Genomic DNA, 20,897 nt, shown 5'->3' with positions numbered 1-20,897 from the left:
TGTCTCCTGTTGCGAGTGCCCCCGGCGGAACATCCACCGCGCACCGCCTGTAAACTACCCTTTGCCATGGCAGTATGCCGCGCCGAACCGGTCGGGCATTTCGCCTCAACATGAAAAAATTTTAATGCAAGCGCGCGAGGATAGTCCCGTATGCGGATTCTGGTGATCGAAGACGATGCCCGCGGCAGGCTGTTCCTGGCCCGCGGGCTGACAGAGAGCGGCCACATAGTCGATGCCGCGGAGGACGGCGCCACGGGCCTCGTGCTCGCGCGCGAAGGGATATACGACCTGCTGGTCACTGACCGGTTGCTACCTGCTCTGGACGGCGTGGCATTGGTACGGCAATTGCGCGCGGGCGGGGACCTCATGCCGGTGTTGATGTTGTCGGCGCTCGGCACCCTGAAGGATCGGGTAGAGGGCATCCGGGCCGGCTGCGACGACTATCTGGTCAAGCCTTACGCGTTCGCGGAACTGTTGGCGCGGGTCGAGGCGCTCGTGCGCCGGAGCAATCGCGGGCGCACGGGACACGTGTGGTCGTGCGCGGACCTTTCTCTCGATACACGGGCCAGATCCGCTTCCCGGGCGGGACGAAACCTGAACTTGCAGCATCGCGAATTCCTGTTGCTCGAATGCCTGATGCGCCATGCGGGGCAGGTCGTGACGAGGAGCATGTTGCTCGAGGCGGCGTGGAACTATGACTTCGAGCCGCGCGGAAATATTATCGACATGCATATGCACCGGCTGCGCGCCAAGGTGGACCGCGACTTCCCGACACCGCTGATTCGCACCGTAGCAGGCGCTGGCTACGTTCTGGGGGCTGATTTTCCTTCGCACTCGTCGCCGCATTAAAGTTTTTTAATCATCGCGCGAAAGAGCTGACAGGACGGTCTCACTACGCTTGCAACTTCATTGTTGCGAGAGACACTACTCCATGTCCGAACCGCCTCGTTCGGCGCTGTTGCCCGCATTTTGCCGCGCCGAACCGGTGCGTCCGGCCTGCGCGGCCGTACTGGTACTGGCACTGGCGCTGCTGTTTTCCGGCTGTTCGCTCGTGCCCGCGTACAAGCGCCCCGATGCACCGCTTGCCCAGCGCTTCGACGGCGCCGCGTCAGCCTCGCTCGCCGGCACCACGCCGGTTCGCAGCGAATGGTGGCGTGCGTATCAAGATCCTGCGCTTAACGCGCTGGTCGAGCGGAGCCTGCGGAACAACTTCTCCCTGGCGTCGGCGGTGGCGACCGTCGAGGAAGCGCGCGGCAATGCAGAGAAAGCCGGCGCGCCGCTGTATCCGTCGTTGACGTTTGGGGCAACCTACGACCGCAGCCATCAGGGCGGCACCGGCGGCCAAAAGGGCTCGACAGGAAAGAGCCAGAGCGTCTTTCTCGAGGCCAGCTATGAAGTCGATTTCTGGGGACTTAACGCGGCGAATGCCAACGCCGCGATGCTGCTCGCGCGGGCATCGGAATTCGATCGCGATACGGTCGCACTGACGCTGACCGCATCGGTTGCGAACACGTACTTCCAGATCCAGTCCCTGCGGCGCCGGGTGATGCTCGCACGCACCATTTCCACCGACGCCGAACACATTCTTCAGTTGCTCATCGCGCAGAAGGGTGCCGGCGTGGCGACGGAGTTGCAGATCCAGCAGCAGCGCAATGCGCTGGCCACGTTCCAGGCGAACGTGCCGGTCCTGCAGCAGCAACTCGATCAAAGCCTGCATTTGCTGGCTGTGCTCACAGGCAGTGCGCCCGAGCAAATGAACGTGGCCGAGGTGCAGCTGAGCGCCATTCCAATCCCGGCGGTGCGGCCCGACTTGCCGTCGAGCTTGCTGGAAGCACGCTCCGATATCCGCTCGAAGGAAGCGACCCTGCAGTCCGCGAACTACAGCGTCGGCGCGGCACGCGCGGCGTACTTTCCGACCCTCCTGCTCACGGCCGATGGCGGTTTGAGCAGCGGTTCGCTGTCGCATTTCCTGACGAGCCCGTTTGCCAGCATCGCGACCGCCCTTGCTGCACCAATCTTCGATGGCGGCGCGTTGCATGGCCAGCTTCATGCGAACCAGGCGGCCGTGACCAAAGGCGTGGCGGACTACCGGCAGACGATCGTGACCGCGCTGCAGGACGTTGAAGATTCGTTGACGGCCGCGCAGCAACAGCAGCTTGCGGAAACCTTCGACCAAACCGCCGCCGCCGCAGCGCGCCAGGCCGCGACGCTCGCCGAGGCGCAGTACAAGTACGGCACGGTCGACTTCCTGACCGTACTCGATGCACAGCGCACGCTGTACCAGGCAGAGGACACGCTGGTGCAGGCACGGCTCTTACGGCTGCAAGCGTCGGTGGGTTTGTTCCGTGCTTTCGGCGGCGGTTTTGGCGTCACCGATTCCGCACGCGAGGCGTCCCCATCAAGTCCTCAATCGAATCCTGGCAACTCATGAAACAAGAACACATTCCTCTTCAGCCCGTGCCTCGTCGCCACGATAAACGGTCCATGCATGCACCGTTTATCGTGGCGATACTTGTCCTTCTCGCGCTACTCGGCTGGTGGCTATGGCCGAAACATCCGGTCAGCGCGCCGGCTGCCGCTGTTCCGGTCAACGCCGGTCACGCCACCTTACTCGACTTCCCGATTCGCCTCGCCGCGGTGGGAACGGTCCAGGCGCTCAACACAGTCGATGTGAAAGTGCGGGTCGACGGGCAACTCGCGCGCGTCGCGTTCACGGAAGGGCAGGATGTGAAGGCGGGGCAGCTCCTCGCGCAACTGGACCAGGGCCCGCTCACCGCGCAATTGCGGCAGGCTGAAGCCGCGCAGCGCAAGGATCAGGCGAGCCTCGACAACGCTCGCCTGGATCTCGCGCGCTTCTCGAAGCTGGTGGGCATCGGGGCGGCGACAACACAGAGCGTGGACACCGCGAAGTCGCAGGTCGAGTCGTTCGCGGCGAGCGTCGCAGCCGATGCCGCGCTGGTCCAGAGCGACCGTCTGCAACACTCGGCTTCACGACGCTGTACGCGCCGTTCACGGGCCGCGTCGGCGCGCGTGAGGCCGACCTTGGTGCGATCGTGCATCCGGCAGATACGACCGGCATCGTCACCGTCACGCAGATGGAACCGATCGAGGTACTGTTCTCCTTGCCTCAGGACGGCTTGTCCGACTTGCTCGCGGGCCAGGCGAAGGCCCCCCTACCCGTCGATGTCAGCACGCGTTCGGGAAGCACGGCGCTCGCTTCGGGCTCACTGGTTTTCATCGATAGTCTGGTCGATATCACCACGGGCCAGATCAAGCTCAAGGCGTCGTTCACGAACCAGGACCGCAAGCTTTGGCCGGGCGAACTGGTCAACGCGCGCGTGCTGATCCGCACGGATAAACAACGCCTGGCCGTGCCCAGCCGCGCAGTGGTGAATACACAAAACGGTTCGCAGCTCTACACCGTAGGTCCGGACGGACGGGCGCAGCTACGGCCGGTGCAGGTCGGCGTCAGCGTGGACGGCATGACGGAAATTCGCAGTGGTGCCACGGCGGCAGACCTGATCGTCTTCGATGGCCAGAGCCGCCTGAATCCCGGCGCGCCGGTAGCGGCGAAGTTGGTAACCGCGACGCCGGACACGGCCGCTGACGCCGCCAACACCGGCACCGTGGGCGATCCGTCATGAGCCTTCTCGAACGCTTCATCCAGCGCCGCATTGCGACGAGTTTCCTGGCTATCGCGGTGCTGCTTGTCGGCGCGGTCGCCTACTTCCTGTTGCCGGTCGCGCCGTTGCCGCAGGTCGACTTCCCGACCATCCAGATTGTCGCGAAGTTGCCGGGCGCGAGCGCGGAGACCATGGCGACGTCGGTAGCGACGCCGCTTGAAAGGCAACTGTCGCTGATTGCCGGCATCACGCAGATGACCTCGTCGAGTTCGCTCGGCACGACGAATATTGCCGTCCAGTTCGATCTGAGCCGCGACATCAACGGGGCAGCGCAAGACGTGCAGACGGCGATCAATGCGGCCGGCGGCACGCTGCCGAAGAACCTGCCGAACCCGCCTACGTACGAGAAGGTCAACCCGGCTGACTTCACCTTGCTGTCGCTCGCGTTGACGTCACCTTCGCTGACGCTCACCCAGCTCGACGGCTACGCGGAAGATTATCTGGCGCAGCAGATCTCGCAGATGCCCGGTGTCGGTCTCGTCGACTTCCATGGACAGCAGCGTCCGGCCGTGCGTATCCGGCTGGACCCTGACAAGCTCGCAGCACGCGGCCTCACGCTGGAAGACGTGCGTTCGATCGTGGGTCTGCAGACAGTCAACGCGCCCAAGGGGAGCCTCAATGGTCCTAACCGCTCGGTCGTGTTCAACGCGACGGACCAGCTCACCACCGTCGATGGATACCGTGACCTCGTAGTGGCTTACAAGAACGGCGCGCCTGTTCGCGTGCAGGACCTGGGCACGGTCATAAGCGCGTCCGAAGACACGCAACAGGCCGCGTGGCTGCAGCATGAACGCGCGATCATCCTGGACGTGCACAAGCAGCCCGGATACAACGTGGTCCAGACCATTGCCAACATCAACGCGGCGTTGCCCGCGCTTGAGGCGACGTTGCCGGCTGCCGCACATCTGCACGTGGTGGGCGACCGGACCCAGACCATCAACGCGTCCGTGCATGACGTGCAATTCACGCTGATGCTGACGGTCGCGCTCGTAGTAATGGTGATCTTCTCGTTCCTGCGCAATCTCTGGGCGACCGTCATTCCGAGCCTGACAATACCGCTCTCGCTGGTCGCGACCTTCGCGGTGATGTACGTGCTTGGCTATAGCCTCGACAATCTTTCGCTGATGGGGCTGACCATCGCGGTGGGCTTTGTGGTTGACGATGCGATTGTCGTGATTGAAAACGTGATGCGTCACATCGAGGAAGGCTTGCCTAGAATGCAGGCTGCCTTGCTGGGTGCACGCGAGGTCCGCTTCACCATCATTTCGATGACGATCTCGCTGATCGCCGTGTTCATCCCCATCCTGCTGATGGGCGGGATTGTCGGGCGCCTGTTTCGCGAGTTTGCCGTGACGGTGAGTGCGGCGATCCTGATGTCGGCGGTGGTGTCGCTGACGGTCACGCCAATGCTGTGCGGCTGGCTTATCCGCGCTCCAGGCACGGACGGTGGCCGGGCACGCAAACTGGAAGCGTGGCTCGAGCGGGGATTCACATGGACCGAGCGGCGCTATGAACGCGGGCTTGACTGGGTGCTTCGCCACCAGAAGATCATGCTCGGCGTAACGGTTGCAACGGTCATCGCAACTGCCGGGTTGTTCATCGCCATCCCGAAGGGTTTTTTCCCACAGGAGGATTCCGGGTTGATCATGGGCGTGGCCCAGGCAGCGCCTGATATCTCGCCGCAGTCGATGGCGGCCAGGATGCAGCAGCTTGGACATATTATCGAGTCCGATCCGGCAGTCGACAACGTCTACTACTGGATCGGTCCGAACCCGACCATCAGCCAGGGCCGCGTGATGATCAACCTCAAGCCGTTCGGGCAGCGCACGGACAGTGCCGGCAAAGTCCTGAACCGGTTGAAACCGAAGCTTGCCGCCGTAGTCGGCATTTCGCTCGCCATGCAGGTGCGTCAGGATATCCAGGTGGGCGGCCGGATCAGCGCGGCGCAATACCAATACACGCTGCAGACACCCGATGTCGGCGCATTGAATCATTGGGCACAGGTGATGACCCAGCGGTTGTCGGCGTTGCCCGAACTGACCGATGTTACCTCGGACCAGCAGGCGTCGGCGACCAGTGCCACCCTGTTGATCGATCGCAGCACGGCATCGCGTTTCGGCATTACCGCGCAAGCTATTGACGACACGCTCTACGACGCCTTCGGCCAGCGTCAGATCGCAACGCTATTCACGCAGCTCAACCAGTATCACGTCATAGAAGAAGTGGATCCGAAGTTCCAGTTGACGGCCGATGCGCTCGCTCATCTATACGTGCGTTCTCCGCTCACCAATGCGCTGGTGCCTCTAAATACGCTCGCGAAAGTCGAGAACAACGTGTCGCCGATTTCGGTCAACCACCAAGGCTTGTTTCCCTCGGTGACCATCTCGTTCAATCTCGCTTCGGGGCAGTCGCTGGGCAATGCCGTGAACGCGATTCATCGTGCGGAAGTGGCGGCGGCCAAGCCGGATTCGCTTACCAGCACGTTCCAGGGAACAGCGCAGGCGTTCCAGGCGTCGCTGAAAAGCGAGCCTTACCTGGTCGCTGCCGCGCTCGTGGTGGTGTACCTGATACTTGGGATTTTGTACGAAAGCGCAATTCATCCGCTGACCATCATCTCGACGTTGCCGTCCGCGGGCGTGGGCGCGTTGCTCGCACTTATGTTATGTGGTCAGGATCTGTCGATCATGGGCATGATCGGCATCATCCTGCTGATCGGGATCGTGAAGAAGAACGCGATCATGATGATTGATTTTGCGCTAGTCGCTGAACGGGAGCAGGGTTTGTCTCCCCACGACGCGATCCGCCAAGCGTGCGTGCTGCGGTTCCGCCCGATCATGATGACGACGCTGGCTGCGTTGTTCGGTGCTTTGCCGTTGGCGCTGGGGCATGGTGCGGGCGCGGAATTTCGAGTGCCGCTCGGCATTGCAATTGTCGGCGGCTTGATCCTCTCGCAAATGCTCACACTGTTCACCACGCCGGTAGTACACCTCTGGTTCGATCGGCTCGCTCACTGGATCGACCGGAAGCGCGAGAGCGGGGTGGCGACGGAGCGTACGCCGGTTCAATAGGGGATGTGTTACGCCCCTCGAGCTTGTCAGTGACCGGGTAGGGTACCTTCTCCTGCACGGCGGCAACATCTTCGCCATTGCTCAGGACAACAATAACAATCCGGATGGCACAGCCGTTGCCGGGACCTCGCCGCAAAGCGAAGTGATCGAATACGATATGAACGGGAGTATCGTCCGGACCTTCAACGTGCCAGGTCACCCATTCCATCTACGCCTGCGCTGATGGGCAACGCAACGGCGACGAATATCCCCACCAATACGCAAGTGACGCTCAACATGACCGACCCGGATTCGATGGCGATCGATCCGAGCGGCGATCTGGTTGTGGATAGCCAGCAGGATTCGGAGCTGGTGTTCATCGCGAACCCAGGTGCGAATCAATGGGTCAGCGTCTTGCCGCTGGCGCTGTACGGCAACGGGTGGCCGGTCGATGACACGCGCTGGGCGCCGTCAGGCAATTCGTTCATGTTGCTGGCGGACAATCAGGCGCAGTTGATTTATCGCATCGACGCAACCCCTGGCTTCACCGCCGGCACCGCTTACAGCGCAGGCCAAGGCACGGTCTTGCAGGTGAACACGTCGACGGGAGCGATGACGCCGGTGTTCACCGGTATGGAAACGCCGCATGGATTGATCTTCGTTGGAGAGTAAGTGGGCCGTTAACGGCAAGCGAAGAGCAACCGCGGGTCAATAGGGTCAGCATCGCGGCTCTAAGTGTTTCCTAAGTCTTGTATGGCAAGCTCGTTGGCGAACAGGTTTTTGGCAGACTCAAACCAATCGCACGTAAGAAACATTCGTCCACCCCGTTTCCGGGTGGACGAATGCTTGGTGCTTACGCAGTCGCGCCCGCGAAGCAATTTTCTGGAATCGGTTGCACCGGCATGCGGGACCTGGTCCATACCTGTCATAGCTTACCAAACCGTAGCAGCGGTTGAGCCTCTCATGTCCACTCATGCCTACCGTTCTCATTCGCGCCTTTTTGCGAGTGTCGTCGCCTTTGCTCAGACCTGGCGTGAAGTCAATATCGGGAAGTAGACGTCCTTGCAACGCTGGACGATTCCTTCTTACACGCGCCGTACCTTCGCAGACTGCTTTCCCGTTCTCACCGGTCGAAAAAAGCAGTGCAACGGGCGTCGGTTCTTGAACATCAGTTGCCACATCCAGGGACGTAAACACATGAGAGTGCTGCTTGTCGAGGACGACAGGATGATAGGGGAATCCATGCAGGCGGTTCTTAGAGATGCTGGTTACGGCGTTGACTGGGCGCTCGATGGCGAGGCCGCGCTATCTGGATTTCGAACCCACACCTACGACCTGGTACTGCTGGACCTAGGTTTGCCCAAAAAAAGCGGGATTGCCGTTTTGCGCGAGATCCGCGTACGGAACACTCAGGTACCCGTCTTGATCGTGACCGCGCGCGATGCTGTCGATGATCGCGTCGAAGGACTTGACGAAGGCGCGGACGACTACATACTGAAGCCCTTTGAGATGGCTGAAGTGTTGGCGAGGATTCGAGCGGCGGTGCGCCGGCGCGGCGGTTTCGCAACCCCCGTCATGACAAATGGGGTCATCAGTCTCGACCCGGCCACTCGCGAAGCAAGCCGGGGCGACCTGCACACGCGGTTATCAGGCAAGGAATTCGCCTTGTTGCACGCGCTTATGATGCGGCCCGGCGCGATCCTGTCACGCTCGGAAATAGAAGAGCGTCTATATGGCTGGAACAAAGAAGTCGAAAGCAACGTTGTTGAATTCATTATCCATTCGATCCGCAAAAAGCTAGGTGCCGACGCGATCAAAAATGTCAGAGGCGTAGGATGGTTGGTTTCCAAGGAGCACTAAGCCAGTCACTGCGCGTTCGGCTGTCGGTCTGGCTCGCCATTGCGATTGTCATCCTCGCCGTTCTCGGTGCCTGCTTGTCCTATAGCCTGGCATTGCACGAAGCAAATCAACTGCAGGACAGCCAGCTGAAGCAGGTCGCTTCCCTGACCACCGCGAGTAACCTGCCAGCGATAGAGGCCGGATCGCAGGGGTACCTCCCCGACAGTGAACCTCGTGCAAAAATCGTCGTGAAGACCTTGACTGCTGAACAAGACCCTTTCAGCGTTCCCAGGTCAATACCAGATGGTCTCCACACAATCAGCGTCGGGAACGAGCTCTGGAGGCTTTTGGTGAGGCCACTCAACTCGACTACACGGATTGTGGTTGCACAAGAGACCGCGGACCGGACCGAGATCGCTCGCAACAATGCGCTCTCCACCCTGATCCCTTTCGCGGTTCTGGTTCCCGTGTTGCTCGCAATAGTCGCTTTTTTGATGAGACGCACGTTCAGGCCGTTGATCCAACTATCGGCCGAACTCGATGAGCGCTCAGAGCACGACATCTCCGCGCTCGTCTATCCGTTCAAAGGGAATATACCTGCCGAGATCCTGCCGTTCGTCAAGGCAATTGACGGATTGCTCCTTCGTGTTTCAGAGTCCGCCGCGTTACAAAGGCGCTTCGTTGCAGATGCCACCCACGAACTCCGTTCTCCCCTTACTGCGTTATCCCTGCAGGCGGAACGACTGAGCGCGTCGGAGATGCCGCAGCAGGCACGTGAACGCCTTGACACGCTGCGCGGTGGACTAGCACGTACGCGAGCACTCCAGGAACAGCTCCTGACATTAGCTCGAGTTCAGGACGGCGGTGATCAATTTTCGACAAAAACTTCGATAAGGAAAGTATTCAGGCAGGTTATTGAAGACCTGTTGCCACTGGCTGAGCAAAAGGGGGCGGACCTCGGCGTAGAGGGAGATCACGATGCCTTCGTTTCGGCCGGCGAGATGGACCTGGTGACGCTGGTCAAGAATTTTGTCGACAACGCGATCCGATACACACCAGCAGGGGGACAGGTTGATTTGAAAGTTATAACGGATCGGGGAGCGACGGAGATTCAAGTCGATGATACGGGGCCAGGCATACCGGAAAGCGAACGAGAGCGCGTGTTTGACCGGTTTTATCGTGTGCTCGGTACCGATCAAAGCGGGTCCGGCCTTGGATTGTCGATCGTGCAATCAATCGCGACGAAGGTGGGCGCGAGAATAGCATTGGCCACCGCCGGTCAAACCGGCCTGCGCGTGACCGTGACCTTTTGAACAATCGTGCGGCGATTAACGCTGGATTGACGAGCGCGAACCCGAAATACTTCACCGGTCGTCGAATCGTTCAAGAGAGCGACACGCCCGGCACATCATGGCGATAGAAAAACCAAACGACAGCTCGGCCATGATGTCCGCGTCTCCAGTACTTGCAGTTTGCAACGGCCTCACCGGGTGCGAGAGGGCCTGGTCTTTCGACATCCCGGTAAGTAACCAGTAAGTCGCCGCAGCCGATGATGATTTCGATGCTGGAGTTCCACTCACCGGCGTCATCGCGTCCTGTCTTCGTTAACGTCTTCCAGGAGTTCCCCATGAACTACCGCTGCAGCAGCGCGCTCGCGACGATCGCTGCGTCGATCCTGCTTTGTGGATGCGCGACCGGCTCACTGCGCACGGCCGGCGATCCGCTCGAGCCAATGAACCGTACGATCTACTCCTTCAATGGCAAGCTCGACAAGTACGTCGCCAAGCCCGCGGCGACTGCTTATCTGAAGGTCGTGCCGTCGCCTGTCCGAACTTCCGTTCGCAATTTCTTTTCGAACCTGGGCGACATCGGCAACTTCGCTAACGACACGCTGCAACTGAAACCAACCGACGCCACCGAAGACCTGATGCGCTTCGCGTTCAACTCGACGTTTGGTATTGCCGGGTTCATCGACTTTGCAACCCCGGCAGGCCTGCCTAAGCACCATCAGGATTTCGGTCTCACGCTCGCGCACTATGGCGTGCCGATTGGTCCTTACCTCGTGCTGCCGCTGTTTGGCCCGAGCAGCGTGCGTGACGTCAGCAATGTCGCGGTCTCAAGCGTGCTCACCCCGTTCTCGGCAGCGCCGTTCGCGGTGCAGGCATCTGTGAGCGGTGTGCATTTCGTGAGCGAGCGCGCCGATTTGTTGGGCGCCACCAACTTGCTCTCGCAAGCCGCCCTCGACCAGTATTCGTTCACACGTGATCTTTATCTGCGCCGACGCAAGGCGCTTTCCTCCCCGAGGCCGGACGATGCTGAAAAGCTTCCCGTCTACACGGATGCCGCTCCATAGCAGTGCCTTTAAAAACCTCGGGCGGATAAGTAACGGGTAAGTCGGGTGCGTTGAACATGACCTTGTGTTCAACGGATGGCGGGAACGGATGCCATGAAACTCGGTACATCGATAGCGTTACGCGTATTTAAAGCCATACAGTAAATCTGGTTCCCGAAATCAGGCTGCTCACTGTCAGCTGCCATTCGTGAGCAGTAGCGATTTCCTTGCAGATAGCCAGTCCTAGTCCCGCACCGTCGTGACTGCTATCCGGAGCGCGCCAGTACCGCTTGAAAAGGAACGGAAGGTGGTCCTGGTTGATGCCAGGCCCCTGGTCCTGAACCTGAATCGAGGCATTGTCGACGATCAGCGATACAACGCTATTGGGTGGTGAAGCATTAATCGCATTCTCGACAATATTCTTGAGCAAGATAAACAGCGCGCTCCCGTCTGCCCAGATCGACGCCGCAGCAACCGGAACCTGAAGCTGGATTTTCACTTGCTCCCGGTCGGCCTTGCGTGACAGATACGCCACGACATCTCGCGCAACGTCAGCGCTATCGACCTCGCCAAAGCTGAGGTTCTGCGGTTCGCTGACTTCGGCGAGATGCAACAACTGCCGAACCTGCCGGGCCATTAGATCGACCTCGCGAAATAGCAGTTCCCTATGCTTGATTTCAGGCTCCAGTTCGATCTGACCGCGGATCAATGTGAGTGGCGTTTGAAGTTCGTGTGCGGCTGACGCAAGAAATTGTTGCTGGACAGAGAAACCGTTTTCAAGTCTGCCAAGCGCTTCGTTGAAGGCATTGAGGAGCGGCTTGATCTCACTGGGAACGCCCTTGGGCGAAAGGCGGGCGGTCAAGTTGTGCGGTGTGATCAGCGCAGCGGCGCCCGATGCCTCCCTGAGCGGCCTGAGTGCCCGATGCAGGGTCACGGTCAGCGTCAACCCAAAGATGATTGTTGCAGCCAGGATCGTAATCTTGACGATCGCCGGAATCTGTTTGACCTTTGCGCCAATCATGGCGTCGATCAAACGCGTGCTCATTGCGGATTGGGCATAGAACACGTCATGTCCGTGCGGAACCTGAAGCGTTACGACATCAAACGATCTACTGCCGATCGCGACCTGCTCGATCTTGCCGGCGGCTTGAAAAGGATCCCCGGCAATCCAGGGGGTACGGTCCTGTGCGTCACTCGATGCGAGCAACACGCTTCCCTGCTGGTCGAGTACACGATACTTCAGTTCACTGGACACCACCTTGAACAGCCACGCCGTTTGATCGGAAGGCTGCACCGAGACTGGACGTCCAGCGTTGTCAAAGCCAAGCCCCTTCACGATATCCTCAGCTCTTTCTATCTGTTCATGTCGCCCAATCGTCCGCTCGGGAAAGTGGCTGAATGCGTAGATGACCAGGGCGGCCAGCAGACTCATGCAGACCGCGAGCGCAGCAACGCTGGTAACCCACAGGCGTGCGGACAAACTTCGAATCCAGTGATCAAGCATGTCGTATAGGGGGCGACTGCAAACGCTGTGAGCGCGGTCTGGAGTGGCTGACCGCTGATAGATCGGGTTGGATGATCACGGTCAGTACACTCAGATCGTAGTCGATCAATGCGCACCGAGAGTGAACAAAAGAAGGAGAAATGGTGGAGGTTTGGTTTTCTCGCGATAAAAATGCAGGGTCAAAGCGGCAATGAAACAAGTCCCATTAACGCATAGGTGGTCGAGACAGCGCGTCCCTAAGCGTCAGCTAAGAGACTGGCCTTATCGTCTGTTTGCTTACTGCGTGATTGGATCCGCAGAAGTTTCTGATTCGAGCCGCGCGTGTTGCTCCAACCTCGGCGCAACCTTACCGCTGGCAGCTCGACTCCAATTTCTGCGCTGAGATGTCTGCCATAAATGAACACCGAGCCAAACGAATCTCAAACGGATGTCTGGTCTGAATGGCTCTTGCACACGCGCTTTGGCAACGATCCCGAGCACGAACAGATTTTGCGCGCCGCGATTGACCCGATTGCGGATCGAGTTTTGGACGGTGCCCGACTTTCTGCCGGGATGACACTAGTCGACATAGGGACGGGCGACGGACTGATAGCTTTTCGGGCGATAGACACAATCGGCCCATCGCTTCGCGTTATCCTCACTGATATATCGGCACCGTTACTGCGTCATGTCGAAGCGCTGGCGATTCAAAGGAATGTTCAGAGCCAGTGTAGATTTATTGAATGTTCGGCGGGTGCGTTGAAGGATATCCACGACGTGTCCGTCGACGTTCTTACCACGCGCGCGGTGCTTGCCTACGTTCCAGATAAGGTGGAAGCACTTCGTGAGTTCCTCCGTGTTCTTAAGCCTGGAGGGCGACTGTCGATTGGCGAACCCATCCTTCGAGACGATGCGTTTGAAGCTGCCTCATTAAAACAGTTGGTCGACGCTCAGCCTCCGGCATTGGAAGATCGCTTCTTTCCTCTTCTCAGCCGTTGGAAAGGCGCACAGTTTCCCGACACGGAAGAAAGAATTTCCAGCAATCCCCTCACGAATTTTAGTGAACGCGATTTGGCTCGCTTTGCGCTGGACGTCGGGTTCATTGATATCCACATGGAGTTTCACGTTGATGTCGTCCCGTCGACCGTGCACTCCTGGGAGGTATTTCTGGGCAGTTCGCCTCACCCCTGGGCACTGCCACTCGGCCGCATTCTCGCGGAACGCTTCTCCACGGAGGAGCGTGAATTGTTCGAGGCGATCTTTCGTCCAAGGGTAGAGGCGCGGCAGTTCGTTACCGCGGACCGGATAGCGTATCTCACGGCTCGGAAGCCGCCTTCGTAATTGGAACCCGTGGTGTCAATATATCCCGGACTTTCGTACGTCAGAACTCCTGTTGCACGAGGTTTGATATCCTAAGCAATACGTTTGGCGTTCCGCGCGTTCAGATTTGTGCGAAATCCTCGAACGGTGTTTCGACTCGACTGGCGAAACATTACTGGCAAAGGTACAAACAATTCCTGACTAAAAAAGAACGGGGCCGTCGACACATAATCGGAGGACCACCACTTCGTGGTTGAAGGCCTGGCGCGTGAATACCTGGGAACCGGTCATATCGGCGGTAGTGGTTAGCAATGAGCGGATCCTTTTCTTGCTCTACGTCTTGGTGACGATGTCAACGAACGAAGGGTGACGATGTCAACGAACGAAGCTTGAGTGCTTTCGGTTGTTAACTATGTGGGTCGTGGAGGGCGTGCGATCGACCTGTGGTTTTCACCCACGCCTGTGCTCGAACCGCAGAGCTGCTTTTGGCTCAGCAATAGAGATAGGTAAGTCTGGCTCCATGACGAAAATCAGTGGGCCTTTTAATCGCTTATCAAACTCGGAGCGCTGCTCGTTTTCTGTCGGCGCTCGTTTTGCCGGCAAGGTTGCCAGCTCTTAGAGTCCCCGGAGATTTGTTTCCTGACAACACGGCACGGACCGACAAACTGTCCACGATCGCGTTCGCCACATCAGCATTGCCGCGACGCTGCAATTCGTCCACGAGCACTCTTTGAAGACTTGGCCACACGCCTTCCTCCTGCCACTCGACCAGCCGCCGGCAGCAAATCTGGCCAGTTCCATAGCCGAGGTTTTTAGGAAGCAGGGGCCACGAGATACCCGATCGCAGCACAAACACAATGCCACAAAATACTGCGCGGTCCGGTGCCCGGGGGCGCCCTGCGCCGCGGCGCTCGGACACCGATCGCGTAGGAATCAATGGTTCAACAAGAGCCCAGAAATCATCGTCTATCAGATCTTCAAACATAGTTCCCATGGCAGAAATCCAGAACCCGGTCTGCTTTTAAATAACGATTTGATGTGAGTAACTTAACTGAAAGGTCAGTTTGGCGCGCGCTCTCAAGTCATAGCGGCTATGTTCGCAACTAGTGATGCAGTTTGCTTACTGTGCGGTCAGCGAGAGCGTGCAGAATCCGTACTGTTCATTAGTAGAACAAGTCCCTTAGGACAGACTTAGGGAGCGTCTGCCGTTCGCCAACCTGGTGTGGCAACTCAAGAATGCTTCGGGCAAGTGACGCAACAACCCGAGTCTGATGTCCGGACAACGCGAAGCGCTCCCGGATATGAAACACGACGTAACAAACCGATGTCGCAACTAGGGCCAGAAAGTGGAATATCGTCAGCCGGCGGCGCGTTTTATATTCAGTAGGTCCGCGTCGTCGTGCACATCGTCACATGTGAATTCACATGCTCCGGCAACGCGCTCTGCGAGGCGAACCGATGGGGTCTTCACGGTGTCGACGCCGCGGTCCGCGTCGTGGTACCGGACCGTCGACCAGGACGGATTCATGCGCAACTTTATTGGACTTGGAGTGGTGCTTTGCAGTTGTGTCGCGTGCGCGACGCCGATGGCGTCGCTGCCCGGCCAGGCTGGTCCGCTGAATGACACGACGACCACATCGGCCGTGTCGCCCACGTGCCGCATGGTCAACGGCACGGCGGATATCGATGGCACCACGCAGAACATATCGGGCCTTGCATGCAAGCAGCCCGACGGCACCTGGCAGATTCAGCAGCAGGACGCGGGCGTCGATATGGGTGACGTTTACCCGCCGCCCCCGTATCCGTACTATCCCTATTACGACCCGTGGTTTTATGGGCCACCTGTGGCGTTCGGCTTCGGCGCTTCGTTTGTCTTCGTCGATCGGTTTCATCACTTCCATCATATGGATCATGTCCACGTCGGACCGCGTGGAGGCTTCCGTGGAGGCTTTCATGGAGCAGGCGGTTTTCATGGAGGCGGCGGCTTTCACGGAGGAAACGCCTTCTTTGGAGGAGGCGGTTTTCACGGCGGCGGCGGGGGGCACCGGTAGCCCCTGGGTGCATGCGCCTGGCTCTCCTCTTGTGCATGCACCCGATGCGCAAGCTATAAGGTTTTTGGAGGTTGAAAATGAAAGTCGCGACAAAGAAGATCTGTTTTTTAATGCTGGTTATCGCCATGTCGGACGGGAGCTACGCACAAGAAGGGAGCGGCGTGACCGGCGTCGGGAGCGCGGCGCTCGTTCAAGGCGCCAATGGCGCGGGCACAGCGCCACCGGGCGCCGCGGCTACCGGCGATGACGTGCGAGCCAGCGCCGGCCTCACAAAAGGCACAGACGGCATAATCAGCAGTATGCGAAGTAATGGCACGAGAACAACCGAGAGTCCGGATCCTAGAGCACCTAACCGCACCGGAATCCTGCCTGAACGCCAATAGCCCGGGCAGGCTCTGTCAAATTGACGGGCGCAGACGACCCGTATGTATTAATAGTAGTTATCCTTATTAGATAACTTTATCGGATGCGGCAATGACACGCCTCCCCATCAACCTGACAAAGCCCGTGCGATGCCACTGCCCTGTCATTTACCACGACCACCGAACACCCGCATTTCCGGTTATCGTGCGCTGATGTGAGCCGCCGAGATTGCTCAAATAGCTGAGCGTCGCATACGCGCTGCTCGACTTGCCGACCTTCGCCACCAGACCTGCCCCGATCTGCCCGGCCGTCTGCCCGACCGATCCGGGCAGCGTCGTTGCGCCCCCGAACGTGACGTCGTCGCGCGCCCCGAAGTTGCGCAGCACCGACAAGCGCAGATACGGTTGCCAGGTGGCGACAGAATTCGTGTATGTGCCTTCCAGCCGTACGCCCAGCCGCCCGAGGAACGTATTGCCATGTTTGAACGATACGGTCGATACGCCGTCGTTCAGGTCGTTGATGGAGAGGTTCTGCCAGATCAGCTGCGCCTGCGGTTCGATCGACAAACCATGCGCCAGCGGTATCGGCAAGCCGGCCTCAACAGAGCCGCTGACCGCGCGGCCATGAGTGGTCGCACCAACACCGTTATTGGATAGAGGATCGATGGTCAGGGAGGTGCCCATCAACACGGCGTCGGTGTACCAGCCGCCTCGCCCGACGTGCGTCCAGTACGCGCCGAGACTGTACCCGTTGATCGCAAGATGGCCGACGTCGAGGTTGGGCGTAGCGAGCGCGTAACCATTGACATCGCCAGTCACTCGCGTAAAGCCGACGAAGAAACCATAGTGATTCCGATGGCCGCCCGGCGTCGAATCGGCATAGACATCATGCCCGGCCTGCGCGCCATAGATCGACCCGTCGAACTCCGGATTCAGCGCACCGTCCTGGCTCTGCACCGTGTGGCCGCCCCACACTCGGCCCCACGCAGCCGGCAAGGTGCCGCTTTCGTCAAGCAGCGATTGTTCTCCCTGACGATCGTGGAACGTATCGATCTGCTGGATGTTGATCTGCCGCGCGACCATCGGAATCGCAGCGTATACCGGTGCTTCCGGCCGATACACAGGCGCAGGTGCCGGCGCAGACGCGGATAGGGATGCGCTCGGGGCATTAGCCGCTTGAGCCAGCGCCGTGATCACCTCCGGTTGCGTGCCGGGCGCTGCAATCGGCATATCCGCGGGAACGATCGGGTTATCGGCGGATGGCGGTAACGATGGATTAACCGGTAGCGACTGGGTTGGAGGCGGCGAGGGCGTGGTAGGAGGTGTTGGGGTTGTCGGCGGAACAGGCGTTGACGGAGGAGCAGGGTTTGGCGTTGCCGCAACAGGAACCGTGTTGCGCAAATACCAGTTCTGAGCGGTGCCATTCGAGACACCACCCTTCGCGAGATAGTATGAATAAGCACCGGCCTCGACCGGGCTCGCGAGCCGGAATGCGCTCAGATCGGTGGTCGCTCCGTTGTTCGCTTCGATCACCTGAATACCGTTCGCCAGCGTTGCCGCGCCCAAGCCGCCAACGTTGGTGATCTTCAGTGCCGAAGTGCCGGTTGCGGTCGACGTGGAGCCGCTGATCACCAGCTTGTCCGACGCGGCATTATCGCCGGCCACAACCGTATTCAACGCGATGGTGCTGTTGTTTCCGACGTAGCTGCCCGCGACGTTCAGCCGGTTGCCGACACCAGCGCCGCCGATTGCGGCCAGGCCTGCGTTGGTCAACGTGCCGTTGATCGTGAACGTGCCGCTACCCGAACTCGCAAAAGCGGGAAGCGCGTCCGCGACTGCGATCGTGCCGTCGTTCGTAACATTACCCGTGACGCTGCCATAACCACCAAGCGTGGCTCCGCTGGCGACACCTACGGCACCGCCGCCGGAAAGTGCTGCATTCGCGTGTTGTGCATCGCCGATAGCGAGTGTTCCCGCCGCGACGGTGGTAGCACCCGTGTACGGATTGTTGGCGGTGAGCAGGGTAGTGCCGGCGCCCGCTTGTGTGAGCGCCCCCGAGCCGGAAACGATGCCCGGGAAAGTGACGTTATCGGAGCGATTGAAGACGAGCAAGCCGTTGTTCGCGACATTGCCCACGATGCTGCCACTGGTTCCACCGTCGCCCAGTTGCAGCGTACCTGCCGTAATGGACGTGCCACCGGTGTACGTGCTGCTTCCGGTCAGCACGGTTGTACCGCTGCCGGCTTGCGTTACGCTGCCCGAACCTGAAATCGCTCCGCCATAAGTCGCAACATCCGACCGGTTGAACACGAGCGCACTGTTGTTGGTGATATTGCCGACGATGCTTCCCGAGGTTCCACCGTTGCCTAATTGCAGGGTGCCGGCAGAAAGGGTTGTTCCGCCGGTGTAGGTGTTGTTCGAGGTAAGGACCGTTGTGCCGGCGCCTGCCTGCGTGACTGATCCGCTGCCGGAGATCGTGCCGGGAAATACCACCGCGTCGGAGCGATTGAAGACGAGCGAGCCGTTGTTCGCGACATTGCCAACCAGGCTGCCGCTCGCACCACCGCTGCCAAGCTGCAACGTGCCGTTTGCAATAGTCGTTCCGCCGGCGTACGTGTTTGTGCCCTTCGTCACAAGCGTGCCGGTTCCGGCCTTGGTCAATGCTCCTGCACCGGTAATACCCTGCGATATCGCCGTCGAAAAAGCTTGTGTATCGATGGTGCCGCCTGACGCAGTGATCGACATCGCCCGCGTACCGGCAAGATTCAAGGCTTGATTGAGTTGCAGGGTACCGCCGTTGAAAGTCAGGCCGCCGCTCGCGGCGCCCAGCGCGTTGTCGGCCGCAATTGCCACTGTCCCTTGGGTGATGGTCGTGCCGCCGGAGTATGTGTTTCCGCCCGCTGCTGCCGGCGCGAGGGTCAACACGCCGGCGCCGGTTTTTTCGACTGCGCCGGTGCCCGATATCAGTCCTGCATAGGTGCCCGCATTGTCCTGAGCCAAGCGCACGAGACCGTTGTCCGTCACGCTTTGCGGCAGATTCTGCGCGTTGGCATGCAGGGTTGCGCCACTGTCGACAATGGCCGACGCCGATACGCCGAGCGTACCGCTCAGGTTCAGCGTACCGGTTTGAACGTGGGCAAGCGTGAAGGTGCCGCTGCCGGTCCAGTTCCAGAGATCGCCCTGCATCAGCAGCGTCTGGAAGTTGGTGAAGGCATTCGAGGCCGTGCCCGAGCCTTGCAGCGTCACCGTGTTCGAGCCGGCACCGCCGTCCGCGGTGCCGTTGATGACCGAACCGGTTTGCAGGATCAGCGAGTCGTTGCCATTGCCCATCGTAATGGCGGTGCCTACTCCGCTTTGCACGAGTCCCGCATTGATGATCGTGGTGTTGCCGTTGAGCGTGCGGATGCCGGAGCCGTTCTGGCTGATGATCTTGCCGCCCGCGCGGTTCTCGATCAGGGCCGTGAAGCTCGAACCCGCCGTGTTCGAAAACACGGCATCGGGCGAGACGCCGCCCGCGACGGCGCCGCTCGCCGTGATCGTGCCGGTGTTGATCAGATGATCGTTGTTGCCCTGCATATAGACGGTCTGGCCCGCAGCGCCGGTCGTCGACAGCGAGCCGTTGTTGGTGATCGTGCCGCTGCCGCCGAGGATCGACGCTGCCCGCGCATTGCTGCCGGAAGTCGAAACGGAGCCGTTGTTCACCAGGTTGTTGCCCGACTGGCCGAGATTGGTTTGTCCCCAGGCGGCGGATATCCCATACGCATTGGGGCCGCTTGTCGTAATCGTTCCGTTGTTGGTCAGCGTATTGCCGCTGCCATTGGCAGCCATGCCGTCGTTGAAAGCGCCTGTCGTATTGATGGTGCCGGCGGCACCATTGGTCAGCTGATTGTTATTGCCGGTTCCGAGCAGCACGGCACCACGCGCACCACCGGTGCCGCCACCGCCGGTCAGCGAGAGATTGCCGCTGCTGTTAATGCTGCTGGAAGTATCGACGCTGAATACCACCGGATTGGTGGTGCGCAAGAAATTGCCGGAAACGGTCGAATCGGCATTAATGGTGACATTAGTGCTGCCTGCCACCGCATTTACCGGGACGATGCCAGTCCCGGTGCACGTTACGGTGGTGCCGCTCGTGGGAGCGGTATTGCTGCATGCCGCGATTGCGGAAGGCGTAAAAATCTCGGATAACAGTGCGACTCCACCAATGCCAATGCCGAACGTCTTGTTCTTGTTCATGGGTATTGTCCTGTTAATGGAAATATGTCGTACGCAAACCGGTAATGCCTTGCGATATCGTCGTGAAAAATCTTGTGTATTAGAGCCGCCTTGCTTCGGCGAGCCGCTGTTGGGGAAATCGATCGTGTTGGCGCCCGTGCCGTACGGACCGCCTGCCGTTCGGGCGCTGTTCTGCACCAGTGCGCCAGACTGCACGGAGACGTTCGCGCGGCCAAGACTGAATAGGGTGAAAATCAATACGCATGCTTTGTCACCCCCGGTAAAGCTAAGGTTTCAGAGCCCCGTTCGATTCGGTCTCGATTTGTAATTTTTTGAAAGGATACGAAATAAATGCTGATAGTACAAATATTTTTATAATGATTAGAAGGTGTAATTCTCACCATTCGAAACGTATCGCATGAACCTCGTGCGTAGTTCTTATATCGATTTCAGTGATTTTCGAGTGGGTTCCCAGCCTGCTTTTGGGTAATCGACCGCTATGGGACCGATTCCAATAGCGCGGAGAGCGGCAATGCGGCTGCGAAGGACGGAATTAACGCGCGGG

At 59.5% G+C, this 20,897-nt stretch carries 13 protein-coding genes and 1 pseudogene; 11 read left to right on the top strand and 3 right to left on the bottom strand.

The features are described 5' to 3' along the window. The first annotated feature begins 150 nt into the window (after positions 1–150). From ABH944_RS07580 to ABH944_RS07540, 9 genes and pseudogenes are all read left to right on the top strand, one after another. Positions 151–849: a winged helix-turn-helix domain-containing protein gene (locus ABH944_RS07580; protein WP_404605950.1), complete on the top strand. Its 699-nt coding sequence runs from the start codon at positions 151–153 to the stop codon at positions 847–849. Between the two features lie 82 nt (positions 850–931). After that, positions 932–2,431: an efflux transporter outer membrane subunit gene (locus ABH944_RS07575; protein ID WP_404605951.1), complete on the top strand. Its 1,500-nt coding sequence runs from the start codon at positions 932–934 to the stop codon at positions 2,429–2,431. Next, positions 2,428–2,919, top strand: a pseudogene (locus tag ABH944_RS44635) (efflux RND transporter periplasmic adaptor subunit); the annotation flags it as partial. The gene ABH944_RS07575 and the pseudogene ABH944_RS44635, both read left to right, overlap by 4 nt. A 77-nt stretch (positions 2,920–2,996) precedes the next feature. Continuing rightward, positions 2,997–3,644 carry an efflux RND transporter periplasmic adaptor subunit gene (locus ABH944_RS07565; protein WP_404606011.1) on the top strand — a complete coding sequence of 216 codons (648 nt, stop codon included), beginning with the start codon at positions 2,997–2,999 and terminating at the stop codon, positions 3,642–3,644. Beyond that, complete coding sequence (locus ABH944_RS07560) at positions 3,641–6,751, top strand: efflux RND transporter permease subunit (RefSeq protein WP_404605952.1); 3,111 nt, start codon at positions 3,641–3,643, stop codon at positions 6,749–6,751. Before ABH944_RS07565 ends, ABH944_RS07560 begins: the two co-directional genes overlap by 4 nt. A gap of 222 nt (positions 6,752–6,973) precedes the next feature. Further along, complete coding sequence (locus ABH944_RS07555; RefSeq protein WP_404605954.1) at positions 6,974–7,402, top strand: hypothetical protein; 429 nt, start codon at positions 6,974–6,976, stop codon at positions 7,400–7,402. 525 nt (positions 7,403–7,927) lie between these two features. Next, the gene (locus ABH944_RS07550) at positions 7,928–8,590 is read left to right on the top strand and encodes a response regulator transcription factor (protein ID WP_404605956.1); all 663 of its coding nucleotides are present in this window, start codon (positions 7,928–7,930) and stop codon (positions 8,588–8,590) included. Then, positions 8,566–9,882: an ATP-binding protein gene (locus tag ABH944_RS07545; RefSeq protein ID WP_404605958.1), complete on the top strand. Its 1,317-nt coding sequence runs from the start codon at positions 8,566–8,568 to the stop codon at positions 9,880–9,882. The genes ABH944_RS07550 and ABH944_RS07545 overlap by 25 nt, the downstream gene beginning before the upstream one ends. 314 nt (positions 9,883–10,196) lie before the next feature. Next, a complete protein-coding gene (locus tag ABH944_RS07540) occupies positions 10,197–10,922 on the top strand; it encodes an MlaA family lipoprotein (protein WP_404605960.1) in 726 nt (241 codons plus the stop codon). Positions 10,923–11,049: 127 nt separating this feature from the next. On the opposite strand, the gene ABH944_RS07535 is transcribed toward ABH944_RS07540, so the two are convergent. Then, positions 11,050–12,333 (bottom strand): sensor histidine kinase, encoded by a 1,284-nt coding sequence (locus tag ABH944_RS07535; protein ID WP_404659338.1) that lies wholly within the window; start codon positions 12,331–12,333, stop codon positions 11,050–11,052. Between the two features lie 468 nt (positions 12,334–12,801). Here ABH944_RS07535 and ABH944_RS07530 point away from each other — a divergent pair, with 468 nt between their 5' ends. Continuing rightward, positions 12,802–13,725: a class I SAM-dependent methyltransferase gene (locus ABH944_RS07530; RefSeq protein WP_404605964.1), complete on the top strand. Its 924-nt coding sequence runs from the start codon at positions 12,802–12,804 to the stop codon at positions 13,723–13,725. A 532-nt stretch (positions 13,726–14,257) separates the two neighbouring features. Here ABH944_RS07530 and ABH944_RS07525 read toward each other — a convergent pair. Then, complete coding sequence (locus ABH944_RS07525; protein WP_404605966.1) at positions 14,258–14,698, bottom strand: transposase; 441 nt, start codon at positions 14,696–14,698, stop codon at positions 14,258–14,260. Between the two features lie 532 nt (positions 14,699–15,230). On the opposite strand from ABH944_RS07525, the gene ABH944_RS07520 reads away from it, so the two are divergent. Continuing rightward, on the top strand, positions 15,231–15,755 hold the full coding sequence (locus ABH944_RS07520) for a hypothetical protein (RefSeq protein WP_404605968.1): 525 nt from the start codon (positions 15,231–15,233) through the stop codon (positions 15,753–15,755). A 530-nt stretch (positions 15,756–16,285) separates the two neighbouring features. Here the strand turns inward: ABH944_RS07520 and ABH944_RS07515 are convergent. Continuing rightward, positions 16,286–20,353, bottom strand: coding sequence for an autotransporter outer membrane beta-barrel domain-containing protein (locus ABH944_RS07515; RefSeq protein ID WP_404605969.1), 4,068 nt, complete (start codon positions 20,351–20,353; stop codon positions 16,286–16,288). Positions 20,354–20,897 lie beyond the last annotated feature (544 nt).

Origin of the sequence: Caballeronia udeis, assembly GCF_044909315.1 — a bacterium.
Classification (GTDB): domain Bacteria; phylum Pseudomonadota; class Gammaproteobacteria; order Burkholderiales; family Burkholderiaceae; genus Caballeronia; species Caballeronia udeis_A.
Note: the sequence above shows the minus strand (reverse complement) of the source record. Positions and strands in the feature narration are given on the sequence as shown.

Excerpts from the sequence above, each read along its gene's own strand:
- ABH944_RS07580 (WP_404605950.1), top strand. The coding sequence starts at position 151 with ATGCGGATTCTGGTGATCGAAGACGATGCCCGCGGCAGGCTGTTCCTG.
- ABH944_RS07530 (WP_404605964.1), top strand. The coding sequence starts at position 12,802 with ATGAACACCGAGCCAAACGAATCTCAAACGGATGTCTGGTCTGAATGG.
- ABH944_RS07560 (WP_404605952.1), top strand. The coding sequence starts at position 3,641 with ATGAGCCTTCTCGAACGCTTCATCCAGCGCCGCATTGCGACGAGTTTC.
- ABH944_RS07555 (WP_404605954.1), top strand. The coding sequence starts at position 6,974 with ATGGGCAACGCAACGGCGACGAATATCCCCACCAATACGCAAGTGACG.
- ABH944_RS07545 (WP_404605958.1), top strand. The coding sequence starts at position 8,566 with ATGGTTGGTTTCCAAGGAGCACTAAGCCAGTCACTGCGCGTTCGGCTG.
- ABH944_RS07550 (WP_404605956.1), top strand. The coding sequence starts at position 7,928 with ATGAGAGTGCTGCTTGTCGAGGACGACAGGATGATAGGGGAATCCATG.
- ABH944_RS07540 (WP_404605960.1), top strand. The coding sequence starts at position 10,197 with ATGAACTACCGCTGCAGCAGCGCGCTCGCGACGATCGCTGCGTCGATC.
- ABH944_RS07515 (WP_404605969.1), bottom strand. The coding sequence starts at position 20,353 with ATGAACAAGAACAAGACGTTCGGCATTGGCATTGGTGGAGTCGCACTG.
- ABH944_RS07575 (WP_404605951.1), top strand. The coding sequence starts at position 932 with ATGTCCGAACCGCCTCGTTCGGCGCTGTTGCCCGCATTTTGCCGCGCC.
- ABH944_RS07520 (WP_404605968.1), top strand. The coding sequence starts at position 15,231 with ATGCGCAACTTTATTGGACTTGGAGTGGTGCTTTGCAGTTGTGTCGCG.
- ABH944_RS07525 (WP_404605966.1), bottom strand. The coding sequence starts at position 14,698 with ATGGGAACTATGTTTGAAGATCTGATAGACGATGATTTCTGGGCTCTT.
- ABH944_RS07535 (WP_404659338.1), bottom strand. The coding sequence starts at position 12,333 with ATGAGTCTGCTGGCCGCCCTGGTCATCTACGCATTCAGCCACTTTCCC.